The sequence below is a fragment of the Lentibacillus sp. genome, from assembly GCF_035301675.1.
In the GTDB taxonomy this organism is placed as follows: Bacteria; Bacillota; Bacilli; order Bacillales; family Amphibacillaceae; genus Lentibacillus.
This window is the reverse complement of record NZ_DATGTT010000048.1, coordinates 1-24,148: the sequence shown is the minus strand read 5'-3', so window position 1 is coordinate 24,148 and position 24,148 is coordinate 1. Positions and strand designations below refer to the sequence as shown.

22 protein-coding genes and 1 pseudogene are annotated in these 24,148 nt (G+C 43.2%); 3 read left to right on the top strand and 20 right to left on the bottom strand.

Annotated features, from left to right (window positions below; translation table 11 throughout):
• Nucleotides 1–125: 125 nt before the first annotated feature.
• The 12 genes from ftsX to VK097_RS07950 all read right to left on the bottom strand — a co-directional run bounded on the left by ftsX (nucleotide 126) and on the right by VK097_RS07950 (nucleotide 13,278).
• Complete coding sequence (gene ftsX, locus VK097_RS08005; RefSeq protein ID WP_324211288.1) at nucleotides 126–1,019, bottom strand: permease-like cell division protein FtsX; 894 nt, start codon at nucleotides 1,017–1,019, stop codon at nucleotides 126–128.
• On the bottom strand, nucleotides 1,009–1,695 hold the full coding sequence (gene ftsE / locus VK097_RS08000; RefSeq protein ID WP_324211287.1) for a cell division ATP-binding protein FtsE: 687 nt from the start codon (nucleotides 1,693–1,695) through the stop codon (nucleotides 1,009–1,011). The genes ftsX and ftsE overlap by 11 nt, the downstream gene beginning before the upstream one ends.
• Before the next feature lie 474 nt (nucleotides 1,696–2,169).
• Entirely contained in the window at nucleotides 2,170–2,517 is a 348-nt protein-coding gene (cccB, locus tag VK097_RS07995; protein WP_324211286.1) for a cytochrome c551, read from the bottom strand.
• A 244-nt stretch (nucleotides 2,518–2,761) separates the two neighbouring features.
• Nucleotides 2,762–3,863 (bottom strand): peptide chain release factor 2 gene (gene prfB / locus VK097_RS07990; RefSeq protein ID WP_324211285.1). Its coding sequence is split into 2 segments (ribosomal slippage): nucleotides 2,762–3,790 and nucleotides 3,792–3,863, totalling 1,101 coding nucleotides; the frame shifts between segments, so codons are not numbered across the junction.
• A gap of 82 nt (nucleotides 3,864–3,945) precedes the next feature.
• Nucleotides 3,946–6,462, bottom strand: coding sequence for a preprotein translocase subunit SecA (secA, locus tag VK097_RS07985; protein WP_324211284.1), 2,517 nt, complete (start codon nucleotides 6,460–6,462; stop codon nucleotides 3,946–3,948).
• A 368-nt stretch (nucleotides 6,463–6,830) separates the two neighbouring features.
• Nucleotides 6,831–6,986, bottom strand: coding sequence for a hypothetical protein (locus tag VK097_RS07980; RefSeq protein ID WP_324211283.1), 156 nt, complete (start codon nucleotides 6,984–6,986; stop codon nucleotides 6,831–6,833).
• Between the two features lie 380 nt (nucleotides 6,987–7,366).
• Nucleotides 7,367–7,924, bottom strand: coding sequence for a ribosome hibernation-promoting factor, HPF/YfiA family (gene hpf, locus VK097_RS07975; RefSeq protein WP_324211282.1), 558 nt, complete (start codon nucleotides 7,922–7,924; stop codon nucleotides 7,367–7,369).
• Nucleotides 7,925–8,236: 312 nt separating this feature from the next.
• Nucleotides 8,237–8,920, bottom strand: a complete 684-nt coding sequence (locus VK097_RS07970) for a ComFC family protein (protein WP_324211281.1) — start codon at nucleotides 8,918–8,920, stop codon at nucleotides 8,237–8,239.
• A 1-nt stretch (nucleotide 8,921) separates the two neighbouring features.
• Nucleotides 8,922–10,292, bottom strand: coding sequence for an ATP-dependent helicase ComFA (locus VK097_RS07965; protein ID WP_324211280.1), 1,371 nt, complete (start codon nucleotides 10,290–10,292; stop codon nucleotides 8,922–8,924).
• 68 nt (nucleotides 10,293–10,360) lie between these two features.
• Complete coding sequence (locus VK097_RS07960; protein WP_324211279.1) at nucleotides 10,361–11,203, bottom strand: DegV family protein; 843 nt, start codon at nucleotides 11,201–11,203, stop codon at nucleotides 10,361–10,363.
• A gap of 130 nt (nucleotides 11,204–11,333) precedes the next feature.
• Nucleotides 11,334–12,029 (bottom strand): response regulator transcription factor, encoded by a 696-nt coding sequence (locus VK097_RS07955; RefSeq protein WP_324211278.1) that lies wholly within the window; start codon nucleotides 12,027–12,029, stop codon nucleotides 11,334–11,336.
• A 109-nt stretch (nucleotides 12,030–12,138) separates the two neighbouring features.
• Entirely contained in the window at nucleotides 12,139–13,278 is a 1,140-nt protein-coding gene (locus tag VK097_RS07950; RefSeq protein WP_324211277.1) for a sensor histidine kinase, read from the bottom strand.
• 149 nt (nucleotides 13,279–13,427) lie between these two features.
• Here VK097_RS07950 and VK097_RS07945 point away from each other — a divergent pair, with 149 nt between their 5' ends.
• Nucleotides 13,428–14,060: a YigZ family protein gene (locus VK097_RS07945; RefSeq protein ID WP_324211276.1), complete on the top strand. Its 633-nt coding sequence runs from the start codon at nucleotides 13,428–13,430 to the stop codon at nucleotides 14,058–14,060.
• An 86-nt stretch (nucleotides 14,061–14,146) separates the two neighbouring features.
• On the opposite strand, the gene nagB is transcribed toward VK097_RS07945, so the two are convergent.
• The 5 genes from nagB to VK097_RS07920 all read right to left on the bottom strand — a co-directional run bounded on the left by nagB (nucleotide 14,147) and on the right by VK097_RS07920 (nucleotide 17,440).
• On the bottom strand, nucleotides 14,147–14,872 hold the full coding sequence (gene nagB / locus VK097_RS07940) for a glucosamine-6-phosphate deaminase (RefSeq protein ID WP_324211275.1): 726 nt from the start codon (nucleotides 14,870–14,872) through the stop codon (nucleotides 14,147–14,149).
• Between the two features lie 5 nt (nucleotides 14,873–14,877).
• Nucleotides 14,878–16,050 (bottom strand): N-acetylglucosamine-6-phosphate deacetylase, encoded by a 1,173-nt coding sequence (gene nagA, locus VK097_RS07935; protein ID WP_414672167.1) that lies wholly within the window; start codon nucleotides 16,048–16,050, stop codon nucleotides 14,878–14,880.
• Nucleotides 16,051–16,170: 120 nt separating this feature from the next.
• Nucleotides 16,171–16,314, bottom strand: a complete 144-nt coding sequence (locus VK097_RS07930) for a hypothetical protein (protein WP_324211273.1) — start codon at nucleotides 16,312–16,314, stop codon at nucleotides 16,171–16,173.
• Between the two features lie 198 nt (nucleotides 16,315–16,512).
• Nucleotides 16,513–17,007: a VanZ family protein gene (locus VK097_RS07925; RefSeq protein WP_324211272.1), complete on the bottom strand. Its 495-nt coding sequence runs from the start codon at nucleotides 17,005–17,007 to the stop codon at nucleotides 16,513–16,515.
• Between the two features lie 106 nt (nucleotides 17,008–17,113).
• A complete protein-coding gene (locus tag VK097_RS07920; RefSeq protein WP_324211271.1) occupies nucleotides 17,114–17,440 on the bottom strand; it encodes a helix-turn-helix domain-containing protein in 327 nt (108 codons plus the stop codon).
• A 418-nt stretch (nucleotides 17,441–17,858) separates the two neighbouring features.
• Between VK097_RS07920 and VK097_RS07915 the strand changes: the two genes are divergently transcribed.
• Complete coding sequence (locus VK097_RS07915; protein WP_324211270.1) at nucleotides 17,859–18,803, top strand: LCP family glycopolymer transferase; 945 nt, start codon at nucleotides 17,859–17,861, stop codon at nucleotides 18,801–18,803.
• 137 nt (nucleotides 18,804–18,940) lie between these two features.
• The gene (locus VK097_RS07910; protein WP_324211269.1) at nucleotides 18,941–20,977 is read left to right on the top strand and encodes a penicillin-binding transpeptidase domain-containing protein; all 2,037 of its coding nucleotides are present in this window, start codon (nucleotides 18,941–18,943) and stop codon (nucleotides 20,975–20,977) included.
• A gap of 64 nt (nucleotides 20,978–21,041) precedes the next feature.
• On the opposite strand, the gene VK097_RS07905 is transcribed toward VK097_RS07910, so the two are convergent.
• The 3 genes and pseudogenes from VK097_RS07905 to VK097_RS07895 form a co-directional block, all read right to left on the bottom strand.
• Complete coding sequence (locus tag VK097_RS07905) at nucleotides 21,042–21,365, bottom strand: hypothetical protein (protein ID WP_324211268.1); 324 nt, start codon at nucleotides 21,363–21,365, stop codon at nucleotides 21,042–21,044.
• Between the two features lie 135 nt (nucleotides 21,366–21,500).
• Complete coding sequence (locus VK097_RS07900; RefSeq protein ID WP_324211267.1) at nucleotides 21,501–23,372, bottom strand: OPT family oligopeptide transporter; 1,872 nt, start codon at nucleotides 23,370–23,372, stop codon at nucleotides 21,501–21,503.
• A 284-nt stretch (nucleotides 23,373–23,656) separates the two neighbouring features.
• Nucleotides 23,657–24,148, bottom strand: a pseudogene (locus VK097_RS07895) (hypothetical protein); the annotation flags it as partial.

The following is a 24,148-nucleotide window of genomic DNA, read 5'->3' as shown; positions in this document are numbered from 1 at the left end:
AATTTGCTTTCAGCGCCCAGCTCTTCTAGGTCGTTGAGAGGTTATCATCTCTGCTTTAACCCGAAGGAAACGGTTTCCAATCCTCCGGGTTTAAAAGCAGCAACTGCTTTTAAAATCAATTGTATTTATACTTTCAGGAATTTGCGAACACTCATAACACTTCCCCAGATTCCGATGAATGTCCCTATAAGCAGAATAATGAGTGATAGCTGCCAGGCAAATGGGTTAAATGGCAACAGTTCCACAAAGGCATAGTTGATTTGGTCTTTCAAGTTATTGTCCAGATAGTAATAACCAGTTAATACAGCGGTAATTGGTATGATAGCCCCCAACACCCCGTGCAGCATTCCTTCAATGAAAAACGGCCAGCGAATGAAGCCATTTGTTGCGCCGACTAACTTCATAATTCCAATCTCTCTGCTTCGCGCCATAATCGTGAGTTTAATCGTGTTTGAAATAAGGAATATCGCTGTGAAGACTAAAGCGGCAATCAGGATAAGTCCAATATTCCGGGCATACTCATTGAATTGAAATAACTGGTGAATAACATCCTGTCCGTAGTTTACTTCCTGAATGCCATCCAATTGTTTGATTTGATTGGCCAAGGCCTCTGTTTCATTGGGCTGCGCAGCCTTTACAATATAGGCATGGCTCAACGGATTATCCTGTTGAAACATCTGCCAGGTCGAACCTTCTTTACCCATATCCTCGATCAGCTGATTTAACTGTTCATCCTTGGAAGTAAATACAACACTATCTGTCCCTTCCATTTGCTTGATGGATGTTCCAAGTTCCTGTATTTGTTCCTCTTCGGCAGTAAGGTCAATCAATGCTTCAATCTGAACATCTTCTTCCAGGCCGTTCGCCATATAGTTAAGATTCAGCATTAACGCAAGAAAGGTCCCCACCAAAAGCAATGTCGTGGTCACTGCACCTACTGATGCAACTGTCATCCAGCCATTCCGGAAGATGTTTTTAATGCCTTCCCGGATATGGCGCTTTGTAGTTCTAAGCTTCATAGCCGTATTCACCTCGATGTTCGTCACGGACGATTAAGCCATCTTCAATGGCGATAACACGTTTTTTAACCGTATTGACAATTTCTTTGCTGTGGGTGGCCATGATAAGGGTCGTGCCCTTCGCATTTATTTCTTCAAAAATCCGCATGATTTCCCATGATGTGTCGGGGTCCAGATTTCCGGTTGGTTCATCCGCAATGACAATTTTAGGGTGGTTTACGATGGCACGTGCGATTGATACACGCTGCTGCTCTCCCCCTGATAATTCATCCGGAATGAAACGTGCTTTATTTTTAAGACCGACCAGTTCGAGCACATCCATGACACGCTTGCGGATATTGCGGGGCGACTCTTCAATGACTTCAAGCGCAAATGCAATATTTTCATAGACTGACAGTTTTGGAAGCAGTTTAAAATCTTGGAAAACTACGCCTACATTGCGGCGCAGGAAGGGAACTTTCCTCTTTTTCAGGGTGCTTAAATCAGTATCATCAATGATAATCGTTCCATTTGTCGGCTTCACTTCACGGTAGATAAGCCGGATAAACGTCGATTTCCCGGCACCGCTTGGACCGACGACATATACAAATTCACCCTGATCAATACCTATATCAATCCCATTAAGGGCAGTGACACCGTTGGCATAAGTCTTGTAAACATCTTTCATATTAATCATTTAAATATCACCTTTAATCTTTAGTGCTGCTCTGTCTTAGTTGTTAATTCTTTGCACAAACCGGTGCCGGAAGAAATGAGGAAAGGGTTCCTCTTCCTTCCGGCGATGTGAGTTCATTCGGGCTGATCCGGGAAGTTTCGGCAATTAAGTGCTTAATCCCGAATTATGTCTTTCAGCCTTTTTAAAAAAGACTTACCCCTTTTTCTTAAAACGAGTTTGTATATGTAATTTTTATCTATTATAACATTTTTCAGCACAAATTTTATGCTTATAATATTACATTTTCATTTCATTTTAATCACTTCGAATACAATTTTGTAACATTTAATATCATTAGCTCGGATTATGTAAAATAATGAAACATTGAAAGAAAACAAGAGTTTCGGCTGCCAATTGCACGAAGAGAATTATAATGAGAAAATTCCACAAAAAAAGTTTGGTCTATTGTTTATAACATAGACCAAACTTTTTCCGTTATTTCTTTTCAGCTAACCATGAGGCAATCGTTTGTGCATCTTCATCTGCAACCTGGTCCTGCGGAGGCATATCCCCTTTGCCGTTTTTAATAATATCGGCAATTTCATCGGCAGAGTGGTCAGCACCGACTGATGTTAAATCAGGGCCCATTCCACCTGAGAGATCTTGTCCATGGCATGATGCGCAGTTGCTTTGAAAAAGCTCTTCAGCTGCTGCTGATTCCGATGTTTCCCCGCCGTCACTTCCGGAAGAGTCACCGCCATCACCGCCGTTATCTCCTCCGCCGCCACATGCGCCGAGCACAAGCGCCGTGCCGAATAACATTGTCATTAACAATTTTTTCATGTTAAATCCCCCTAACATAATTTTGTGAAAGGTTATCACTGTTATTATAACCCATTACCGAAAATTTAAAACGAGAAACATGGCTATTTTGCGGCTGGTGCTGACGGAATACTAATCAAAGCAGGGGCGCAAGAAATATATGTCAAATTTATGAATTATTAATTCGCGTAGCATACAACTGCTAAAATGTCCGATTCGGTTCAACTAACATTCAGCGGGGAAGAACGCCCCGCTGAATGAAGTTTCACTGTATCAAGGTACGGAGATATGCGTCGATAAATGGATCGAGGTTCCCGTCAATAACGCCTTGTGCATTACCTGCTTCAAGGTTTGTACGATGATCTTTCACCATTGTGTAGGGATGGAAAACATATGAGCGGATTTGACTCCCCCAGCCGATTTCCCGCTGTTCACCGCGTATTTCATCAAGTTCCTGCTGCTGCCGCTCCAGTTCCCGTTGATACAATTTGGACCGGAGCATTTTCATTGCCCGTTCGCGATTCTGAATTTGCGAGCGTTCAGACTGACAGGTAACAATGATATTTGTCGGCAGGTGTGTAATGCGCACAGCTGAATCGGTCGTATTGACATGCTGGCCTCCCGCACCACTCGCGCGATACGTGTCAAGATTAATGTCTTCATTTTTTATTTCGATATCCACGTTATCATCCATTTCAGGCGTGACATCACATGACGCAAATGATGTATGACGGCGTCCGGAAGAGTCAAATGGGGAAATACGCACCAGCCTGTGCACGCCTTTTTCCGCTTTTAAATTACCGTATGCATTGTGCCCTTTTATCCATAATGTAACACTTTTGACTCCTGCTTCGTCACCGGGCAGATAATCCAGCGTTTCAATCGTAAAGTTCTTTCGTTCCGCCCAGCGCTGGTACATACGCAATAGTATGCTCGCCCAGTCCTGAGATTCTGTGCCGCCTGCACCCGGATGCAATTCCAGAATGGCGTTGTTCTGATCGTATGGTTCACTCAACAGCATCAGCAGTTCAAAGTTATTCATTTCTTTTTGCAGTTCTGTTAAATCCTTTTCAAGATCAGCGAATAATTCCCGATCGTTTTCTTCTTTAACGAGTTCATAGGATACTTCAAGGTTTTCCAGGCTGCTTTCCAGCGAGTCAAATCCTTCTACATAACTTTTCAGACTGTTGTTTTCGTCAATCAGTTTTTGTGCTTTTTCCTGGTCTTCCCAGAATGCAGGGTCTGCCATTTCAAGTTCCAGTTCTCGAATACGTTCTCTTTTGACATCTAAGTCAAAGAGACCCCCTGAAGTCATTTATTCGTCTCGTCATCTGTTCAAGTTCATTGCCGATTTCAGCAAGTTCCATATTTTCTCACCTCTAAAAATAATTTGATCATGTCAGCGAAACACTCCCGCCGATCCGGGAGTGTTACACATATACGGTGTAATTATGCACCGTGACAATGTTTGTATTTTTTGCCGCTGCCACATGGACATGGATCATTGCGGCCGGCAGTTTCAGTCTTCACATAAGGCTTGCGGGACTTTTTCTTTTCTTCCTGGTCACCACCGGATACCGCTTGCGTGTCTTTCACAACTTCCTGACGCTGCAGGTTGTCGCGTATTTGTGCTTTCATGACATATTTGGCAACTTCCTCTTCAATCTCGACTACCATTTCCTCAAACATCTGGAAGCCCTCTGCCTGGTATTCCTGCAGCGGATCATTCTGGCCGTAAGCACGCAGATGAATACCCTGACGCAGCTGATCCATCTGATCGATATGATCCATCCATTTGGTATCAACCGTACGCAATACAATGACTTTTTCAAATTCACGCATTTGTTCAGGTGTCAGTTCCTGTTCCTTTTCATCATAGCGTACTTTGACTTTTTCAAAAATGAAGTCAATGATCTCATCCGGTTCTTTGCCTTTAATATCATCCACTGAAATATCTTCAGGACTCAGCAGATTGCCATGAACATATTCGATGATCGAGTCGAGTTCCCAATTCTCATCGAGTTCATCCTGTGTATTCGCCCCGACAACACGTTCCAGTGTCGATTTGATCATTCCCTCGACAATCTCCCGTAAATCTTCGGTCGCTTCAATCACGTCAAAACGCTGTTTGTAAATGATTTCGCGTTGCTGACGCAGTACGTCATCATATGACAGGACAGTCTTACGTGCGTCAAAGTTATTGCCTTCCACCCGTTTCTGTGCTGATTCCACAGCACGTGATACCATTTTGCTCTCAATTGGCTGGGAGTCGTCCATACCAAGACGGTCCATCATTGAACGCATATTTTCAGAACCGAAGCGGCGCATCAGCTCATCTTCCATTGATAAATAAAATTGTGACATGCCAGGGTCTCCCTGACGTCCTGAACGGCCGCGCAGCTGGTTATCAATCCGGCGTGACTCATGGCGTTCGGTCCCGATAACAGCAAGACCGCCCAGTCCCGTTACACCGTCACCGAGTTTGATATCCGTGCCGCGGCCGGCCATGTTCGTGGCAATCGTAACCGCACCCTTCTGTCCGGCATTTTCAATAATTTCAGCTTCACGGTAGTGGTTTTTTGCGTTCAGCACATTATGTGGGACACCGGCACTTTTCAGCATTTTGGAGATTAATTCAGAGGTTTCAACTGCAACAGTACCGACCAGCACAGGCTGTCCGGCCTGATGACGCTCTTTAATATCCTCCGCGACAGCACGGAATTTCCCTTTGACGGATTTATAGATCATATCTGACTTGTCATCGCGAATAATCGGCTCATTCGTCGGAATGGAGATGACATCCATATTGTAAATATTACGGAATTCTTCTTCTTCTGTTTTCGCCGTACCTGTCATGCCGGCAAGTTTTTCGTACATACGGAAGAAATTCTGGAATGTAATCGAAGCAAGTGTCATGCTTTCATTTTGAATTTGCAGACCTTCTTTGGCTTCGATTGCCTGATGTAGACCGTCACTGTAGCGGCGCCCTTTCATCAGACGTCCTGTGAACTGGTCGACAATGATCACTTCACCTTCCTGAACCACATAATCTGTATCACGGTGCATCGACACATGTGCTTTCAGTGCTTGGTTAATATGGTGTGTTAATGTGACATGGTTCAAATCAAACAGGTTTTCAATATCGAAATACCGTTCAGCTTTATTAATCCCTTCTTCCGTCAGTTGAACACCTTTTGTTTTTTCATCGTACGTATAATCCGTTTCCCGGTTCAAAGTGCGCACAAATCCATTCGCCTGTTGATACATAGATGCTGATTTCTGCGCAGAGCCTGAAATGATCAGCGGCGTCCGCGCCTCATCAATCAGAATCGAGTCGACCTCGTCAATGATGGCAAAATGAAGCGGACGCTGCACCATCTGCTCTTTATACAGCACCATATTGTCACGCAGGTAGTCAAAGCCAAATTCATTATTCGTACCATACGTAATGTCACTGTTGTACGCTTCCCGTTTTTCCTCTTTTGTCATGCCATTGCCGTTCAAACCGACTGTGAGACCGAGGAAATTGTACAACTCTCCCATGTCCTCCGCATCACGCTCAGCCAAATAATCGTTAACAGTGATGATGTGGACACCTTTTCCGGAAATAGCATTTAAGTACGCAGGCATTGTGGATGCAAGTGTCTTACCTTCCCCTGTCTTCATTTCGGCGATATTGCCTTCGTGAAGAGCAATTGCCCCCGACAGCTGAACAGGGAATGGCCGCAACCCCAATATACGTTTGGATCCTTCACGGACAACAGCATATGCTTCCACAAGCATATCATCCAATGACTCACCATTTGCATACCGTTCCTTGAATTCCTCGGATTTACCACTGAGATTATTATCGGATAACCGTTCCATTTCCGATTCCAAAGCTTCAATCTGATCAACTTTTCGCTGTATTTTATTTAACTGTTTCTTGTTGCCGTCACCAAAAATCTTTGTCAGTAACCCTGCCATGTAAAACGCTCCTCATAGTATTTAGCAAATCTGGACCCTACCGTCATTCACGACGGCAAAGCCTCAATAACATTTATTTGGAAAGTTTCTTTACTTATTATAGTCCATTATTTATAATAACGTATCTCAAGTTGTATGACAACTTATTCAGGCGACCGGACAAAGACCAATCACTGCATCCCCAGGAATTGCTGCAGGCGTTTTTGAAAGATTGTTATTCATGGAAACCAGGGCTGTTTTCAAATGTATTATTCCTTTTTCTTCTAGTAAAAAGAACCAACACTAAAAACAAAAGAACAGTCCGGGGATGAACTGTTCTTTCCATGAGGCAAATAAGAGGCAAACGTGAGGATACTGAACAGGAGAGCTTACGTAAATGAATAAGTATGTGATTGTTCTCCCTGCTTCCTATCCAATTCTGAAAGGCGGCGATTGGTAACAGCTATGATTTCAACCAATTGGGCAATGGTTTCTTCATGCTGCCGGACTTTCCGGACCAGTTCATCATACTTGATGTCATTCACATAAGCACTTCCTTTCATCTTGTATAATTCAGTTATAGCACGATGCCGTATAAAAAAGCTAATTGCCATTTTTGAATTTTGGTCCGGCATTCGACATAGATATTGTTTCAAAATACAATTTTCGACATGTTTTCAATTTGGATGATGAAATATCCGGCTATTTTATAAACCAAAATTAAATTTCGGCTTGTCGTTCGTCAAAAATCGACAATAATTCAGCCGGTAACTATTAATTTATCAAGCCAATATGTATCCATTTTGATTTGGTCAATTTAAAAGGCGATCCCACATTTAATGGGACCGCCTTTTACGATTCTATCCTGGCTTAACATTCAGGAGAAAACGCTCCGCTGAAGGACGTTTCACTGAACTTAATTTGATTAACTGTTTGGTTCAATCAGCCCGTATCTTCCATCTTTGCGGCGATATACTACATTGGTATTGCCGGAAACAGCATTGGTGAACACATAGAAAGCGTGTCCAAGCATATCCATTTGCAAGACTGCTTCTTCTGAGTCCATTGGTTTTAAATCAAATTGTTTTCTGCGGACAATTTCCACATCGTCTGAATCCGTTTTTTCATTTTCCATTTGTGCTTCTTTTTCAAGTTCGGCAAATATGTGTTTCGGAGAACCTTCTTGTCTAAATTTACGATTCACTTTAGTTTTGTACTTGCGGATTTGACGTTCCAATTTATCCACTACAAGATCAATGGCTGCATATAAGTCGATATGCTGCTCTTCAGCTCTGAGAAGAAGATTTGGCATTGGAACCGTAACCTCAATTCGCTGTTCATCGTTATAGACACTCAAGTTTACATTTACATCCGATGATGGCGGTGTATCAAAGTATCTTGCTAGTTTGCCGATTTTCTTTTCGACATAATCCCGAATTGCTCCGGTCACCTCAATGTTTTCACCACGAATGTTGTACTTCATAAAAAAGTGTCCTCCTTTCATCTTATGTATCTATTATACTACATTCCCGTCTATTTTTCCTGCTAAAACAAACAATAAATTAATAAAATGTCCATGCAATTTTTTCATTCAATCAGCAAATGTGCGCCAGTGGCTCGATAGAGGGTTCTCGATAATTTTTAACGTTCTGTATCAATCCGGGCGGCACTTGATTTTCTGTCGATTTTTTTTCCTGAACACTTTATTCAGTGGTTCGCTTTTTCCCGATGAATGTCAGTTGAACAGAATCACACCTCCTCCCCACTTTTATCTTTCCCGGCTTCCTCCAGCAGCTTACCCGCGGATCAACGTCAGAGCATACACAGCCGGACATTCATGTTTTTTTAAAACAAAGGCTGCATGTCTGAGTGTCATGCCGGTTGTATAGATATCGTCGACTAGAAGAACGGGGGTGCTGATTGCGTAAGTTGTGTGAAATGGATTGGAAGAAGTAATACGTTGCCGGCGGCTTTTCTTGGACTGTTTTTCACTGTGGCTGCGTGTCAATATATCTTCTGATTTCAACGGCAAAAAATCAGCTAGCATCTTTGCTTGGTTGAAGCCGCGCTCAGTCATACGTTCATCACTTAACGGAATGGGAACAGCAAGCGTTTCTTTTGCCAGAAATGAAAAGTGCTGTTTAAACGCATTTTGATAATCACTTTTAAACACTTTCCCAAGAGAGTAATCGCCGCGGTATTTCCACTTCGAAACCATTTCCTGCATTGTTTCATTATATGCAAAAACAGAATAATTACATATCAGAGGATCCTCCAGCGGGGCATGAAGTTTCCGCCATCTGCAGTCAGAGCAAATTTCCTCATTGCTTAACCGGCTGCACTTGCCGCAGCGCTTACCCTGAATAATGGTTAACCGGTCCGCACAGGATGGGCAGAGACTTTTCGGTTTGGATAACCAAAATAACGTCTTCCAGCTAAGCTCAGGAATCATATCAGAATCACACCATAAACAATTCATGTCAGTGAAAACCCCCTCGTTTATTCATCTTTATGATGGCCCTTACAGCCCGCACCATTGCTTCAGTCCTGCCATCATGAAAAAACACCACTTCCCCTGTCGGATCGTCCGGACTTCTGCCGGCCCTTCCGGCGATTTGCACGAGGGCGGATTCGTCAAAAACCTTATGGCCCGCATCCAGGATGGCTACATCCACAGACGGAAAGGTAACCCCACGCTCCAAAATTGTCGTTGTCACCAAGATTTGAAACTGTTTTTCCCTGAATTGCTGAACTTTTTCCTCCCTCTCATAATCCGATGCATGGACAGCCATGATCTTATAGCCAGGAAGCTCAACAGACAGTTTATGTGTTATCGATTCAGCAAGTTTTATCGTTGGAACAAAAATTAGCAATTGCCGGCTTTGATATTTTCTGTCAGTAAACCATTTGAAAAATGCATTGGGAGGGACACATTTCTGTAGGTCTTTCTTTAATGAATAGCACATGCGAAAAATCGGTACGGGAAGCGGATGTCCGTGGAAGCGCCTTGGAACGAATACATGCGGGAGTTTCTTTCGGGCCATCTGCAGCTGCTGATCACGTCTCGGTGTAGCGGTTAAATAAAGTGTGGTGCTGCCTTCCTTTTTGGCACGGGTTGCGGCAAACGGAAGTGAGGCATCATGTGTGTAAGGAAACGCATCGACCTCATCAATAATAATCACGTCAAAAGCATGTTTAAAACGAAGCAGCTGATGTGTTGTTGCGATGATTAACTGGGCTGTCCCATCTTTTTCAAGACTGCCGCCATACAACCCCTGAATGTATATATCTGAAAATGCTCCACGCAGCCGAGGGAGTAATTCACGCACTACATCCGTCCTGGGTGTTGCAATGCAAACACGGTGTCCCAGTTCTAAAGCTTTGGCTATGCCCGGAAATAGCATTTCCGTTTTACCGGCACCGCACACAGCCCAAGTTAATAATTCCTCTTCACGGTTCACGACTGTTCTGACAATACGATCTGCTGCTTTCTGCTGAGAGATCGTCAATTCGCCAGTCCATGTACAGGGGTTTTTATGGCTTGGCCAGATATATTCAGGACCGGTCCATTCGTATAACAACGAACACGCCATCACTCTTCCCATTTCAATGCATTTGCGGCAGTAAACATGTGATGTGCCGCAATGATGACAGGGTAGCTGACCAAACAAGGATTGTTTTTGATTTCCGCAGCGCTCGCATTGATAATGGGACCATTTCGATCGGATGGAAGATCGGGAGGTTAAACAATTCATATTCAGAAGATCTTCAAATAAGGGGTCGTCAATGAGGATTTCATGCCGCAGCAGGAGCTTCCCTCCATAACGCAGGCTGAGTTCAGTTGGATCCATGGCTTCACGCTCCTGATAGATTTAGAGGTAAAGGAACCGGCATGACAACCGATTCCGGAGTGACTATTCTATTTTGTATACCAGCAAACACCAAGTGCACCTTCACCCAGGTGGGTACCAATGACAGGTCCAAAATAACTAATCATCGTATCCATACCCGGGTATTCAGCATCAAATTGATTTTTCAAGTCGGCAGCAGCTGATTCATGATTAGCGTGAATAAAAACGACCTTAAGTTCTTGTCCATTGCTCGCATCTTCTTCGAGCATGCGCATAATTCGATTCAATGCCTTTTTACGGGTACGGATTTTTTCAAATGGAACGATTTTTTTATCAACAAAATGAAGCACCGGTTTAACCTGCAGGAGGCTCCCAACAAGTGCCTGAGCACCTGTCAGCCGTCCGCCGCGTTGCAGATGACTTAAATCGTCAGCCATAAAGTAAGCACGGATACTTTGCTTTATATAATCAAGCCGTTCAATAATGGCTTCCGGTGATTTCCCGGCTCCAGACAATTCTGCCGCTTCAAGCACATAAAAACCCTGTCCCATACAGCTTAACTCTGAATCATAAGGGTAAACGTCAATATTTTCTACCATTTCTGCCGCGCTGACAACCGCCTGATATGTACCACTGATGCCGCTTGACAGGTGAATCGAGACAACCGCGTCATAGTAGCCTGCCAGTTCTTCCAATTTTTCAGTTATCATTCCGATTGACGGCTGTGAGGTTTTTGGCAGATCCTCCACTTCTTTCACCTTTTGGTAAAATTCCCCGGTTGTCATATCAATTCCCTCACGGTAGGAATCATTTCCGAATACCACACTAAGCGGGACAATATGGATATTGTTCTGTTCTATCAGGTTTTCGGGGATATAGGCTGTACTATCCGTCATTACAGCAATTTTCATCGCGTACCTTCTCCTCATAACTTGTACTTTTGTCCCTCATTTTACACCAGCTGGGGCAAAAATGCACCATTAAAAAACTCTGCAGCTAAAAGACTGCAGAGCCTTAAACTATCCCGGGTCATAGATGCGGCTAGCTTTGCACCTCAACCCAGCCTTTGCGGATAGCTGAAACAACCGCCTGTGTACGGTCATTGACGTTCATTTTTTGCAAAATGTTGCTGACGTGATTTTTGACAGTTTTTTCACTGATGTATAATCTCTCGGCGACACCCCGGTTGCTCTTTCCATCTGCCAGCAGCTGCAGCACTTCACATTCACGGCGGGTCAGCAGGTGAAGAGGTTTGTGATACTCCACACCAGTCTCCGACACAGTTGCTGACATGCTCTCATCTGCCAGACGGCGATACTCCTGAACTAGATTGTGCGTTACTTTCGGATGAAGGTACGAACCGCCTTCACGAACGACTTTAATCGCTTCTATTAGCGCGTCTGAATCCATTTCTTTTAATAAATAACCCTGTGCACCGGTTTTCAAAGCGTGTGTTACATAACTTTCATCATCGTGGATCGAGAGAATGATGACATAAGTATTCGGAAATTTTCTTACAAGATCAGTTGTAGCCTGTACCCCATTTAACTTTGGCATGTTAATGTCCATCAGAACAACATCCGGTTTATGCTGCCTGACCAGCTTGGAGGCAATATTGCCATCATCGCCCTCTGCAATAACTTCAAAGGAAGGCTCGAATTCAAGAATGCGCTTGACACCTTCACGGAATAGCTTATGATCGTCTATTAATACAATTTTTGTTCGTTTTTTACTCATCAACTCTTCCTCCCGAGTTATTACTCTATTTAATGAAAGCTTACCCTATTACATTTCAAATGTCATCTTAATTTCAGTATACTTTAAATTTTACAAAACACAATATTTTTTACGATCCCACATAGGGCACTTGTATTGTTATGCTTGTACCTTCACCTATCGTTGAATCCACTGACAGGGAACCGTCCAACATTTCAACACGTTCCCGCATGCCGATCAGCCCGAACGATTTATCCTGTTTTAATGCAGGATCAAACCCTTTACCATTGTCCTCGACCTGCATTTCTATCATCGCCGGATTTATTTCCAGTCTTACATCAATTAACGAAGCCTCTGCATGTTTAATCGCATTTTGCAAGGCTTCCTGCATTAAACGGAAAAACGCAATTTCATATTTCTGCTCCAAACGCTTTTCCAGACCGGGTGTCGTAAAATCGATTTCAATATCATTATAATCAGCAACTGTAGCAGCATATTTTTTCATAGTGGGTATCAGCCCAAGATCATCCAATGCCATCGGGCGGAGATCATATATGATACGCCTCACTTCATACAGCGACGACCGTATCATTTTCCGAACACTTCTGATTTCACAAAGCGCTTCATCTGCTGAACCTTCCCGGAATGTCCGGTCAACCAGTTCCGAACGAAGCAGGATGTTCGCCAGCATCTGAGCGGGGCCATCATGAATTTCCCGTGATATTTTCCGGCGTTCGTCTTCTTGTGCTTCAATAATTTTCAGGCCGAATTCCTGTTTTTCTCTTGCCTCTTCTATCATTTCATTAACCTGTCTGAAATCATCATTTAAATAAGTCAGAACGACTGTAATTTTGCTGGCCAGCCCTTCCGACCGTTGAATTGTCTCATCCAGCGACAGCAAGCGGCGTTCAAGATCATCCCGTTTGTCATGCAGAACTCTTTCTTCCTGACGGGAAATGGCAAGTTTTGTCTGCATGGCATGTGTATTTTCATAGACTTCACGGATTTCATTTTCCGAATGGTGGTCAAAGTCTTGGCTGACCTCAAATAAGCGCTCTCTGGAAAACTGTACCTTCTGTTCCAGTTCCTCCCCATCGCTGATGTGCTTGGTTACCTGCTCTTTCGTTTCTTGCAATTCTTTATTTAGCTGTTCATACTCTTTCTGAGCTTCTTCACTGATGCTAAAAATTTCATCCTTGCTGTTCTGAACCATTCCGATTACATCATCAATCACATGGTCCAGTGCTTTTTCTTCCAGTTTTTGTGCCATCTATCCCACCAGCCTATGTTATAATTATTCGGAAACATATTGTCGTTTATAGGGGCTTTTTTCGTACTTTCATAGAATATTTACCCGCAAAATTCCAATGTCGCCATACCCTATTATCTAGTATAATACCTTCCGGGAGGCAAAAAAACATGTTATCTAACTATTATACCGTAAAAAAGGAAGATTTTGATCAAATAATCATACAAAAGTCACGGTTCATCGGATATGTCAAACGTGTCGAAACGGAAGTGGAAGCACAAGCATTTGTTCAGGAAATTAAAAAAAAGCATCATGACGCCACTCATAATTGTTCCGCTTATATGGTCGGTGAACATAACCAGACCCAGAAGGCCAATGACGACGGGGAGCCCAGCGGAACTGCCGGTGTGCCGATTTTGAACGTGCTGAAAAAGCAGGATTTGAAAGATACCGCTGTTGTCGTGACACGTTACTTCGGCGGCATTAAACTAGGTGCCGGCGGTTTAATCCGTGCGTACAGCAGCACCACATCACAGGCGATTCAAACTGCAGGTGTGGTCGAGCGAAGACTGATGCAGGGCGTTTCGGTCACTGTCGACTATTCATTGCTTGGAAAATTGGAAAATGAATTGCGCAATTCGGACTTTATCCTGGATTCAATAAATTATCTTGAAAAAGTGGAATTTATTGTATATGTGCCTGATGGACAAGAGGCGGATTTCCGCGACTGGGTAGTAAATCTAACCAGCGGCAAGGCGGTATTTGCGGATAAAGGAATTGCATATGTGGAGATTGATGTATAACAGGACGAGGACTTGGGTTTGGGCTGAAGTTTGAAGTCTCGGGCTGAAGTTTGATCTCTCGGGCTGAAGTTTGAAGAGGCACTGTCTCAAAGTTTCGACAGTGCCTCTTCGTCTGCAATCAGTATGACGTTATTATGCTTTTGCAGAATTGATGCCGGAAAGTCCTCGGACACTTCACCATTTACGAGCCGCTTCACCGCATCGGCTTTTTTCTCACCTGAGACGAGCAGTACAATCTTCTTACTTTCCATAATCGAGCCAATTCCCATTGTCAAGGCTTTTTTCGGAACATCATCCAGGGAATTGAAAAAGCGGGCATTGGCCTCCCGTGTGGACTCATCCAAATCGACAACATGGGTGCGTCTGTCAACCGGTGTACCGGGTTCATTAAAACCAATATGTCCGTTCAATCCAAGACCCAGCACTTGCAAATCAATATAGCCGGCATCCTTGATAAGGGCTTCATAATCATGGCATTCTTTATCAGGGTCATCCGCAATTCCATTAGGCAAAAAAGCCTGCTCGTCAGGCAAATCAATATGGCTAAATAATTTTTCGTCCATATAATACCGATAACTGTTCGGATCGTCTGCTGCCAGACCGACATATTCATCAAGATTGAATGAAGTGACATCAGCGAACGAAATATTGCCCTTCTTGTATTCCTCAATGAGCTGCTGATACAGACCTTCCGGAGTTGACCCCGTGGCCAGCCCAAACACTGAGCTGCCGGATTTTTTAATCTCATTAGTCAGAATTTTGCAAGCTTTTTCACTCAGTTCATCATAATCCTTCACACGAATAATATCCATTTACTTCATCTCCCCTGATATGCAACCACCCCGCGGCATATCGTATATTTTAGATTCAAAGCATCATCAACCAACAGCAGGTCCGCATCTTTACCTGGCTTTATACTGCCTTTCCGATCGAAAACTCCAAGCTGTTTTGCCGGGTTTTCCGATGTCATCTGCACGACATTATGAATCGATGTATCCTTTAGCTGCAGCATCTGCCGGGCGCCTTCTGACATTTTTAATATACTGCCGGCCAATGTGCCATTTCCCAATAAAGCACGATCTTCCGTGACCGTTACAGGCTGCCCGCCAAGCTCATAGTTGCCCGCCTGCAGACATTTTGCCCGCATTGCATCGGTTATCAGGATCAACCGTTCACTCCCAACGTTGGAAAAAATCAGCTGAAGCATCTCCGGGGACACATGGATCCCATCAGCAATCAGTTCTGCTCTTAGATCCTCCAACTGAAATGCCGCTCCAACAGCTCCAATATCACGATGGTGGATTCCATTCATCGCGTTGCAAAGATGTGTCAGCTGCCGAAGTCCGTGCGGGATTGCTTTTTTAATGGCTTCAAACCCCGCATCCGTATGACCTCCCGACACGTTCACACCTGAGTCATGCAAATATTCGATGAATTCTCCTGTCTCATCATGCTCCGGCGCCATCGTAATTGTTTTGATCGAATCCCCTGACAGCTGCTGCCATTTTTTAAACCGGCCGATATCCGGTTCCAGAATATGCTCCAGCGGCTGAGCGCCTTTTTTACTTGGTTCGATAAACGGCCCTTCCAAATGGACCCCGATCACGTCGGCTTTACCTGGTTTTAATTGGTAATCAGCCACATTTTCAAGTGCCTTATCGATACTTTCAGAAGCTTGTGTAATCGTCGTTGCCAGAAAGCTTGTTGTCCCTTCAGCAGGAAGTGCTCCGGCCATGGTATCCAGCGCCTTTTCAGTACCATCCATGACATCCGCTCCAGCCGCTCCGTGTATATGACCGTCAATAAATCCTGGAATAAGATTTAATCCCTGACCGTCAATTACGACTGCTTCCTCAGTCGGTACTATCTCTTTAGTATGTACAGCTTTTATTTTTGTACCTTCTGTTAATAAAGATCCATTCACAACACCATCTTCATCGGTGTAAATGGAAGCATTTTTAATATAAACACTGCTTTCCAATCGGCTCATCCCTTTGTCATTACTTCAGTTAATGTAGCATATCGATTGCGGCACTGTCCATTCTAAAACCAGCTGTTCGGTACCTTAATACAAAGACTGCACCTCCGTCAGAAAATGCAGTCCTTGTATTTAATGATCTGGTGTATAAGATTTTTCGCCTGATAATTCACTGACCAGCTTTTGAATCAACTCTTCCGCCGTTTGAATCTTTGCATTCTCTGTTTCTTTAATTAATTTTTCCATCAGGTTCTTGTATCGCTCTTGTTCTGCCATTTAAAAACCGCCTTTTAAATAGTGGTCAAAAACGCCAAGTGATTGGTTATGACCGTTTAGATTTCTCATTTTAATTTTTTCGACCTCTAACCTATTCTATTTTTGACATATTTTATTAGTTTAACAGAATCATACCACATTTTGCAGATTAATGTTGTCGAAATGTGTCGTATTCGGTAATTTCTTCATACTGATTCGTCATAAGTTCCTGTTTTTTGTCCGATAACGCTGAAGAACAAATAATAGAATCGCCGCAATCAGGGCACCGGCTCCATCTAAAAGAATATCGCCAAAATAAGGTGTGCGGTTTGCCGTGAAACTTTGATGAAACTCATCTATAGCAGCATATGCAACTGTCAGTAAAAACGACACAGCCAGTGCTCCCCGAAATTTCAGATGGCTTGATCTCGTTAAGGCAACAAAAAACAGACAGAACAGAACAAAGAAAACACCGAGATGGGCACCCTTTCGCATAAAAAATTCAATAAATCCTTCCATGCCTAGTGCAGCCACACTCACTTCTGACTGATGGTATTTAAATGAAACCCATTCAAGGTAAGGCGTTAGAAAGGATAAATCAAACGCTCTCTCCAAAAAAGGTTTCACATCCTGATTTTCATATGGCTGTGCCGACGAATAAAAAATAACACCCATCCATAAAATTGGCAGCAGCCAGTAAACATGTCTTTTCATAAAAACCCCTCACACCGCTAACAGTTCGAGTTCATCAAAAGAATCAATTCAGCCCGGAAATGGCAGTAAAAAACCGCAAGCTTCAGCTTCACGGGCCTAAAATCAGTTATTGCTGATTCCGCCATTTAAAGAACTCGATATATTCTTTAAACTGCTCTTTTGACACGCCAGCATCCATCGCCTCCCGGACAATCTGCAGCCATTCCCGATCTAAAGATTCTGATGACTCATTGAGCTGATCTTCGCGGATAAAATAATTCGCCGGAACACCCAAAACAGAACTGATTTTCTCAACGAATTGAATGGACGGGTTTGTCTGAAGGTTTCGTTCAATGGAGCTTAAATAGGATTTTGCAACCCCAGCTTTGTCTGCAAGTTCAGATATAGACATCTTCTTTTCCTGGCGCAATTGCTTTATTGTTTCACCTATCAACACATACACCTCTTATATCATGAATTATATCATATAAAAAGAGATCTATAGTTTTCTATATTGAGCACATTTTTAATGAGTCGTATTTTTATGGTTATGAAAATAATACTTTAAGCCCATACCTAGATTTCACTTTTTTGTATAAGACCATTATACTACATACTCAGTGCTTTTAGGGTGTATAGTTTTGTCAAAACGGAAATGATTTTCAAGTAATTTTTTAAAATAATTTATTGAATTAGGTCTCATGACTCATGTTTTCCACTTGAAATGAAGTCTGAGATGACATATAGTCAGAATTAACGAAATAACGCAGCGGGAAAAATGAAACTTCAGGTGACGTTCATTCGTCTAATAATGGGATAGACTTTTAATTCCGGGCAAATTCAGTCAGTAATCTGAACGGAGGAGAATTCATTTGAACTCACGAGTTGAAAATACACGGAGAAAGAAACGCCGGAAATGGCCATACTGGGTCGGCGGCATTATACTGCTACTATTATTAATTACCGGCATCGGTCTGGTGTACATATACGATAAAGTCAGTGACACAGCTGAAACGATGCACAGTCCGCTGCCGAGGGATGATGATCCTCAGCGGCAAAAGGAACTTGAGTCGACTTTCAATGAAAATAAATCGATCAATATTTTACTCCTTGGTGTCGATGAACGCGAAAATGACAAAGGTCGTTCCGATACGATGATTCTGGCTTCAATGAACCCAAATACGAATTCTATGAAAATGCTCAGCATTCCGCGGGATACACGGGTTAACATACCTGGTGAAGGCCTGGATAAAATTAACCATGCTTATGCGTTTGGCAGTGTAGGATTGTCCGTTGATACAGTAAATCAAATGCTCGATGTACCCATTCATTTCTATGTCAAGGTCAACATGAAAGGTTTTCAGCAGGGGATTGATGCGCTGGGAGGCGTAACCGTTACAAATGATCGTGCCTTTTCACAAGGCGGTTATGACTTTCCGGCAGGCAAAATAACTCTGAATGGTGACGAAGCCTTAAGCTACATTCGCATGCGCAAGGAAGATCCCCGGGGAGATCTCGGCCGGAATGAACGCCAGCGCAGGGTTATTCAGGCGGCAATCGACAAAGGTGCCAGTTTCTCAAGCATCACGAAAGTCACAAACATTCTCGATATCGTTGGGGACAATGTAAAGACCGACCTTACGTTTGAACAGATGAAAACACTGTTTTCCGATTACCGGAAAACCCGGAGCACAATTGACTCTATGGAAATAAGCGGAAGCGGCCAATACATTAGTGATATTTGGTACTATATTGTTTCCGAAAGCGAGTTGAACCGTATCAAAACTGAACTGAAAAACCACATGGAAGCAAGGTAAAAGTTAAATCCGATGACTTTTACCTCTTTTCTTTCCTGGAATCATTTAATAAGTGACCCGGTTATGTGCATGTTTTTGTACATGTGACGTGATATAATAAATAAAGAGTAATATTAAAGGGAGATAGAGGGGATTGCATGAAAAAGATAACGATTTTATTTTCTTTTTTTCTGCTGCTTTTAACAGCCGCGTGTTCAAATAACGAACCAACGCCACAGGAACGTTTTGATAAGTATGTCAATCATTGGAATAATCAGGAATTTTCCGAAATGTATAAGATGATTACTTCAAAATCTGAAGAAACATATCCAACTGAGGAGTTTGTTGACCGCTACAAATCCATTTACAGCGATCTAAACATATCCGGCTTGGAGGTATCATTTGAAAAATTATCCGAAGAGCAGATGGAAACCGCTATGGACAAAGGAACAGCACAATTCCCTTTTACCGTTGAGATGGAATCTATAGCCGGGCCGATATCGTTTGATTATGAAGCAACACTCATCAGAGAAGAAAGCGAAGGATCTGAGGATTCAGAAAAAAATTGGTTTGTCAAATGGGATCCCGGGTTTATTTTCCCCAAGATCAAGGGTGGTGCTGACATAAGCCTGGAAACAACCGAACCGAAGCGCGGCGAGATACTCGACCGCAACCGGATGCCGCTGGCGCTTAATGACACGGTAAACGAAATCGGCATCGTACCAGAGAAATTAGGCAATAATCCGAAACAGGCTAAACAAAAAATTGCTGACTTACTGGGGATTTCAGTTGAAACCATTGACAACAGCCTGAATCAGGATTGGGTGAAACCGAATATGCATGTGCCGCTCAAAAAATTGCCGCCATCAGCAGATAGCAAGGTTAGCCAGTTACTCGAGGTTGACGGTGTTTCCACCCGCGAAGTAGCCGGCCGGGTTTATCCGCTTGGCAAAGCTGCCTCCCACCTTACCGGTTATATCAGTCAAGTGACCGCAGAGGATATGGAAAAACTGGACTCTGATAAATATGATGCGGATGATATGATCGGACAACGCGGTCTCGAGTCATTATTTGAGGAGAGACTTAAGGGAGAGGAAGGCGCTAAAATAACGGCCGTCAGCGATAATGGTGAAGAAACTGTTATTGCTGAAAAAGAGGCCGAAAACGGCGAAAACATCGTGACAACCATCGATGCAGATACCCAGGAAGCGATCTATGAATCTTATGGTGATGATACCGGCACTGCCGCAGCAATCAACCCGAAAACCGGTGAGACTCTGGCGTTGGTCAGCAGCCCGGGATTTGCTCCCGACAAGTTTTTATATGGCATCTCCCAGTCTGATTATGACAAACTGCAAAATGATCCGAAAAAGCCGACATTGAACCGCTTTTCTGCAACGTTTGCACCCGGTTCCGCCATCAAACCGGTAACAGCAGCAATCGGTCTGAATAACGGAAGCATTGTCCCCGGTGAAGGCATGGAGATAAATGGCCTGACGTGGAGCAACGGTGAAGGCTGGGGCGATTATGAGGTCCGCCGTGTGAGTGAATCAAACGGTCCGGTAGATCTAACCGATGCACTCATCCGCTCCGATAATATTTATTTTGCCAGAAAAGGAGTCGAAATGGGCAGTGAGAAACTCGTTAATGGCCTGCAGCAATTTGGCTTTGGCGAAGAGTTGCCATTTGACTATCCGATAACAGCATCTTCAGTATCGTCGAGCGGCTCGATTAATGACGAGGTACTGCTTGCCAATACAAGCTATGGCCAGGGAGAAATCGAAACCAGCTCCCTCCATTTGGCATTGACCTATACCCCGGTATTAAACGGGGGCAATATGCTCAAGCCAACGTTATTAGCGGATGCAAAACAAGAGCAGGTCTGGAAAGAAGAGCTGATAACCAGTGATCAGGCTGCACTGATTCAGGAAGCACTCCGTGATGTCGTTGCAGCATCGAATGGAACAGCAACAAAGGCAAAGGATGCAGATTTTCCAATTTCCGGAAAAACTGGCACAGCCGAGCTTAAACTGACTGCTGAGGATGAAAAAGGCAAAGAAAATGGATGGTTTGTCGGCTACCCATCAGAAGATCAGGATATTTTGATTGCCATGATGGTTGAAGGGACACAAGATAAAGGCGGCAGCTCGTACACCGTCGAGAAGGTGACCGATATTTTGAAAGAAATTAAATAGAAAAGAAAAGTCTGTCCGAATCATTAGCCGGGCAGACTTTTTTACTAACATACGCTCTTGCCTATCAGTTTGTTTTCCAGAATGAAAATCGACTCCCTCTATGTTCTTCCTTGATGAGGTCAGGGTCTTTTTTGTGTATTTTCTCAAGAACCAGGTTGTAGTTCATCTCAATTGCCATAAGATACTTATAAAGCACCTCCCCGCTTAAAGCAATCTGGGCTATCAGTAAGACAAGTACCATGGCTTCACTGTTTTGGACGAATAATGGCAGATTAATCAGGACGATCTGAAGAAGCATGACCCAAAAAGCCCTCAGCATAATGGTTAAACCGATTGTTATAATTGCTCCAATAAAAATGAATATATATTCTTCCATGAAAAGATACATTCTTTCCACCTCCCCTTTGTCGCTATTATGAAACAATTTTTTTCATGCAGCCTTGATGTACATCAATTATTCCGGTGTTCACGATAAAAAATAAGAGCCATCCTTATAAAAGGACAGCTCTTAAAAGTATGTCTATTATTTAACAGGTTTTTTATTAGCCGTGCGGAACAAGAGCCACGCTACAATACCAATCGCAATCAAGGATGCAACTGGACCGAGGATTGTTTCTTCAGGGAATACAACACCTGCTGTAACTGCTAATGCGACAATCACGCCCATCAGTGCTTCGCCGGCAATATAACCTGATGCCAGGAGAATACCGCGTTCATTCTTCTCTTTATATGCTTCTTTATTTTTCGTGCGGCGTTTAATGACTCCATTAATAATTCCGCCAAGCATAATTGGTGATGTCAAATGAATTGGCAAGTACAGTCCTACTGCAAATGGTAATGACCCAATGCCAAACAGTTCAACAGTTAATGCCGCTGTTGCTCCGATAAAGATTAAGCTCCACGGCAAATCGCCACTCATAATGCCATCAACAACCATAGACATTAGAACAGCTTGTGGTGCAGGAAGCTCAGCTGAGCCAAATCCATAAGCATTATCAAGCAGGATTAAAACAAATCCGATAATAATACTTGTGATTAACACACCATATAATTGGGCAATTTGCTGCCATTTCGGTGTCGCACCGACAATATAACCCGTTTTCAAATCCTGTGACGTATCCCCGGCAATTGCCGCTGCAATACATACAACCGAACCGATGATAATCGCTGTTGTCGCACCTGCTTGTCCAGTATGTCCGATGCCGGATAGCACAAGTGAAATAAAAATAAGTGCCCCGATTGTCATACCGGAAACAGGGTTAGATGAACTACCAACAATACCAACAATGCGGGAAGATACTGTAACAAAGAAGAAACCAAAAACAAATAATAAGATGGCGCCAACAACACCAACATTAATCGTCGGCCAGAACAACAGTATTGCCATGAACACAACAGTCAATCCAACGATTAATGACATTGGGATATCTTTGTCTGTGCGCAGGTCTTCTGCTTCTCCAGCTGCTGAAAAACCTTTTATTGATCCACTAAATGAGGCTGCAATTGTTGGCAATGTTTTAATCAGTCCCATAATACCGCCAAAAGCAACTGCACCTGCCCCGATATAACGCAGGTAATTATCCCAGATTTGGTGGAAGCCCATTTCCGAAATTGGAATTTCCCCCGGGTATATTGGTGTGGTTGTTAAATCGCCAATAAAACTGATCAACGGGATAATTCCCAGCCAGCCAAGAACACCACCGGCAAACATAATTCCAGCAATGCGAGGTCCGATTATATAACCGACACCGAGTAATGCAGGCATTGTATCCATACCAATTGCTGCATTTTTGAATTTATAAATCTCCCACTCAACAGATGAAGGGAACGCCTTGACGGCGTCCGTTAACAGCTTAAATGCTGCACCAATGCCAAGGCCGCCCATGACCAACTTGGCCCCCTTACCCCCTTCTTCACCGGCATGTAGCACCTCGGCACATGCGGTTCCTTCCGGGTATGGCAATGTTTCATGTTCATTGACAATCAATGCCCGACGAAGCGGAATCATCAGAACAACACCTAATATCCCCCCTGCCAATGCAATAATGGCAATCGTTATCAAACTTGGCTCCAACTGCCAGATAAACAATGCAGGTAATGTGAATATGACACCTGCAGCGAGCGACTCACCCGTCGAAGTAATCGTCTGGACAATATTATTTTCTAAAATGGATGTCCGTTTCATAATAATTCGAAGCACAGCCATCGAAATAACCGCAGCCGGGATTGATGCAGATACTGTCATACCAACAATAAGTCCTAAATAAGCATTCGCTGCACCGAAAACAATCGCCAGCACCGCACCGATAACCATCGCAACCCAGGTGAATTGAGGCGGATTCTGGGAAGCCGGTACATATGGCTTGAATTCGTCTTTATTATTCTGTTTTGACATCGTAACACTCCTTATAATTCTAAGTTGATAAAATGAAGTCTATTTCGTGACAATGTTTAGACAATTAATAATAAAATGTAAATTTCGCAAAAATAGAAATTCCTTACTATGTTTCCATAGCAAGGAATGGGTTCTTCATTTTATTATCGCACAAGACAACAAAGGCGTTGCATTGTCTCAAGAATCATATCATACTTTTTAATTTTGGAAAAGAAGCAAACATTCATTTCCAGCAATTGCAATCTTTTTTTGGCAGAGCGAAAGCACCGCTATTTTGAATTCCGCTATATGTTCTGAATCGACTGGACGCATCGCGCAACAGCTTCATCGGTGATTCCGGCCATGTAACGGTCCTCTATTATTTGCCGCTTTTTACCAGCTTCTTTTAAATAGTGTATACCCTTTTTCATACAAGACTTGTAACGCATATGCACATCATTGATTTCCGCTGCAAATTTTTCGTCCGTTCCCGCAGCAACGAATTCATCATATAAATCGACAATGATATCACTATCTTTTTGCGGAAAAAACTCATGCGGATCCGTGCTGTCAAAAATACAGAAATCCATATCACGCACCAGCACCATGTCGACACTATTCGGATCAAAACTGCAGTAGTACAGCTCCACATCAAATCCGTGGTCTGCACATGCAGCAGCAACTTTTTTCATGAATACAGATTTCCCTGTACCGGCACGCCCTTTAATATAATAGACATTTTTTATCCCGGTGATGAGCTGCGGCACAACATTCACAACACCATCGGCCGTATTTGT

Bases quoted from the DNA above. Each gene is read 5' to 3' on its own strand.
- VK097_RS07955 (WP_324211278.1), bottom strand. From the start codon at position 12,029: ATGAGTAAAAAACGAACAAAAATTGTATTAATAGACGATCATAAGCTA.
- VK097_RS07900 (WP_324211267.1), bottom strand. From the start codon at position 23,372: ATGTCAAAACAGAATAATAAAGACGAATTCAAGCCATATGTACCGGCT.
- ftsE (WP_324211287.1), bottom strand. From the start codon at position 1,695: ATGATTAATATGAAAGATGTTTACAAGACTTATGCCAACGGTGTCACT.
- VK097_RS07930 (WP_324211273.1), bottom strand. From the start codon at position 16,314: ATGGCAGAACAAGAGCGATACAAGAACCTGATGGAAAAATTAATTAAA.
- VK097_RS07910 (WP_324211269.1), top strand. From the start codon at position 18,941: ATGAAAAAGATAACGATTTTATTTTCTTTTTTTCTGCTGCTTTTAACA.
- nagA (WP_414672167.1), bottom strand. From the start codon at position 16,050: ATGAGCCGATTGGAAAGCAGTGTTTATATTAAAAATGCTTCCATTTAC.
- nagB (WP_324211275.1), bottom strand. From the start codon at position 14,872: ATGGATATTATTCGTGTGAAGGATTATGATGAACTGAGTGAAAAAGCT.
- cccB (WP_324211286.1), bottom strand. From the start codon at position 2,517: ATGAAAAAATTGTTAATGACAATGTTATTCGGCACGGCGCTTGTGCTC.
- hpf (WP_324211282.1), bottom strand. From the start codon at position 7,924: ATGAAGTACAACATTCGTGGTGAAAACATTGAGGTGACCGGAGCAATT.
- VK097_RS07925 (WP_324211272.1), bottom strand. From the start codon at position 17,007: ATGAAAAGACATGTTTACTGGCTGCTGCCAATTTTATGGATGGGTGTT.
- VK097_RS07905 (WP_324211268.1), bottom strand. From the start codon at position 21,365: ATGTATCTTTTCATGGAAGAATATATATTCATTTTTATTGGAGCAATT.
- VK097_RS07960 (WP_324211279.1), bottom strand. From the start codon at position 11,203: ATGAAAATTGCTGTAATGACGGATAGTACAGCCTATATCCCCGAAAAC.
- VK097_RS07945 (WP_324211276.1), top strand. From the start codon at position 13,428: ATGTTATCTAACTATTATACCGTAAAAAAGGAAGATTTTGATCAAATA.
- VK097_RS07965 (WP_324211280.1), bottom strand. From the start codon at position 10,292: ATGGATCCAACTGAACTCAGCCTGCGTTATGGAGGGAAGCTCCTGCTG.
- ftsX (WP_324211288.1), bottom strand. From the start codon at position 1,019: ATGAAGCTTAGAACTACAAAGCGCCATATCCGGGAAGGCATTAAAAAC.
- VK097_RS07950 (WP_324211277.1), bottom strand. From the start codon at position 13,278: ATGGCACAAAAACTGGAAGAAAAAGCACTGGACCATGTGATTGATGAT.
- VK097_RS07970 (WP_324211281.1), bottom strand. From the start codon at position 8,920: ATGAATTGTTTATGGTGTGATTCTGATATGATTCCTGAGCTTAGCTGG.
- secA (WP_324211284.1), bottom strand. From the start codon at position 6,462: ATGGCAGGGTTACTGACAAAGATTTTTGGTGACGGCAACAAGAAACAG.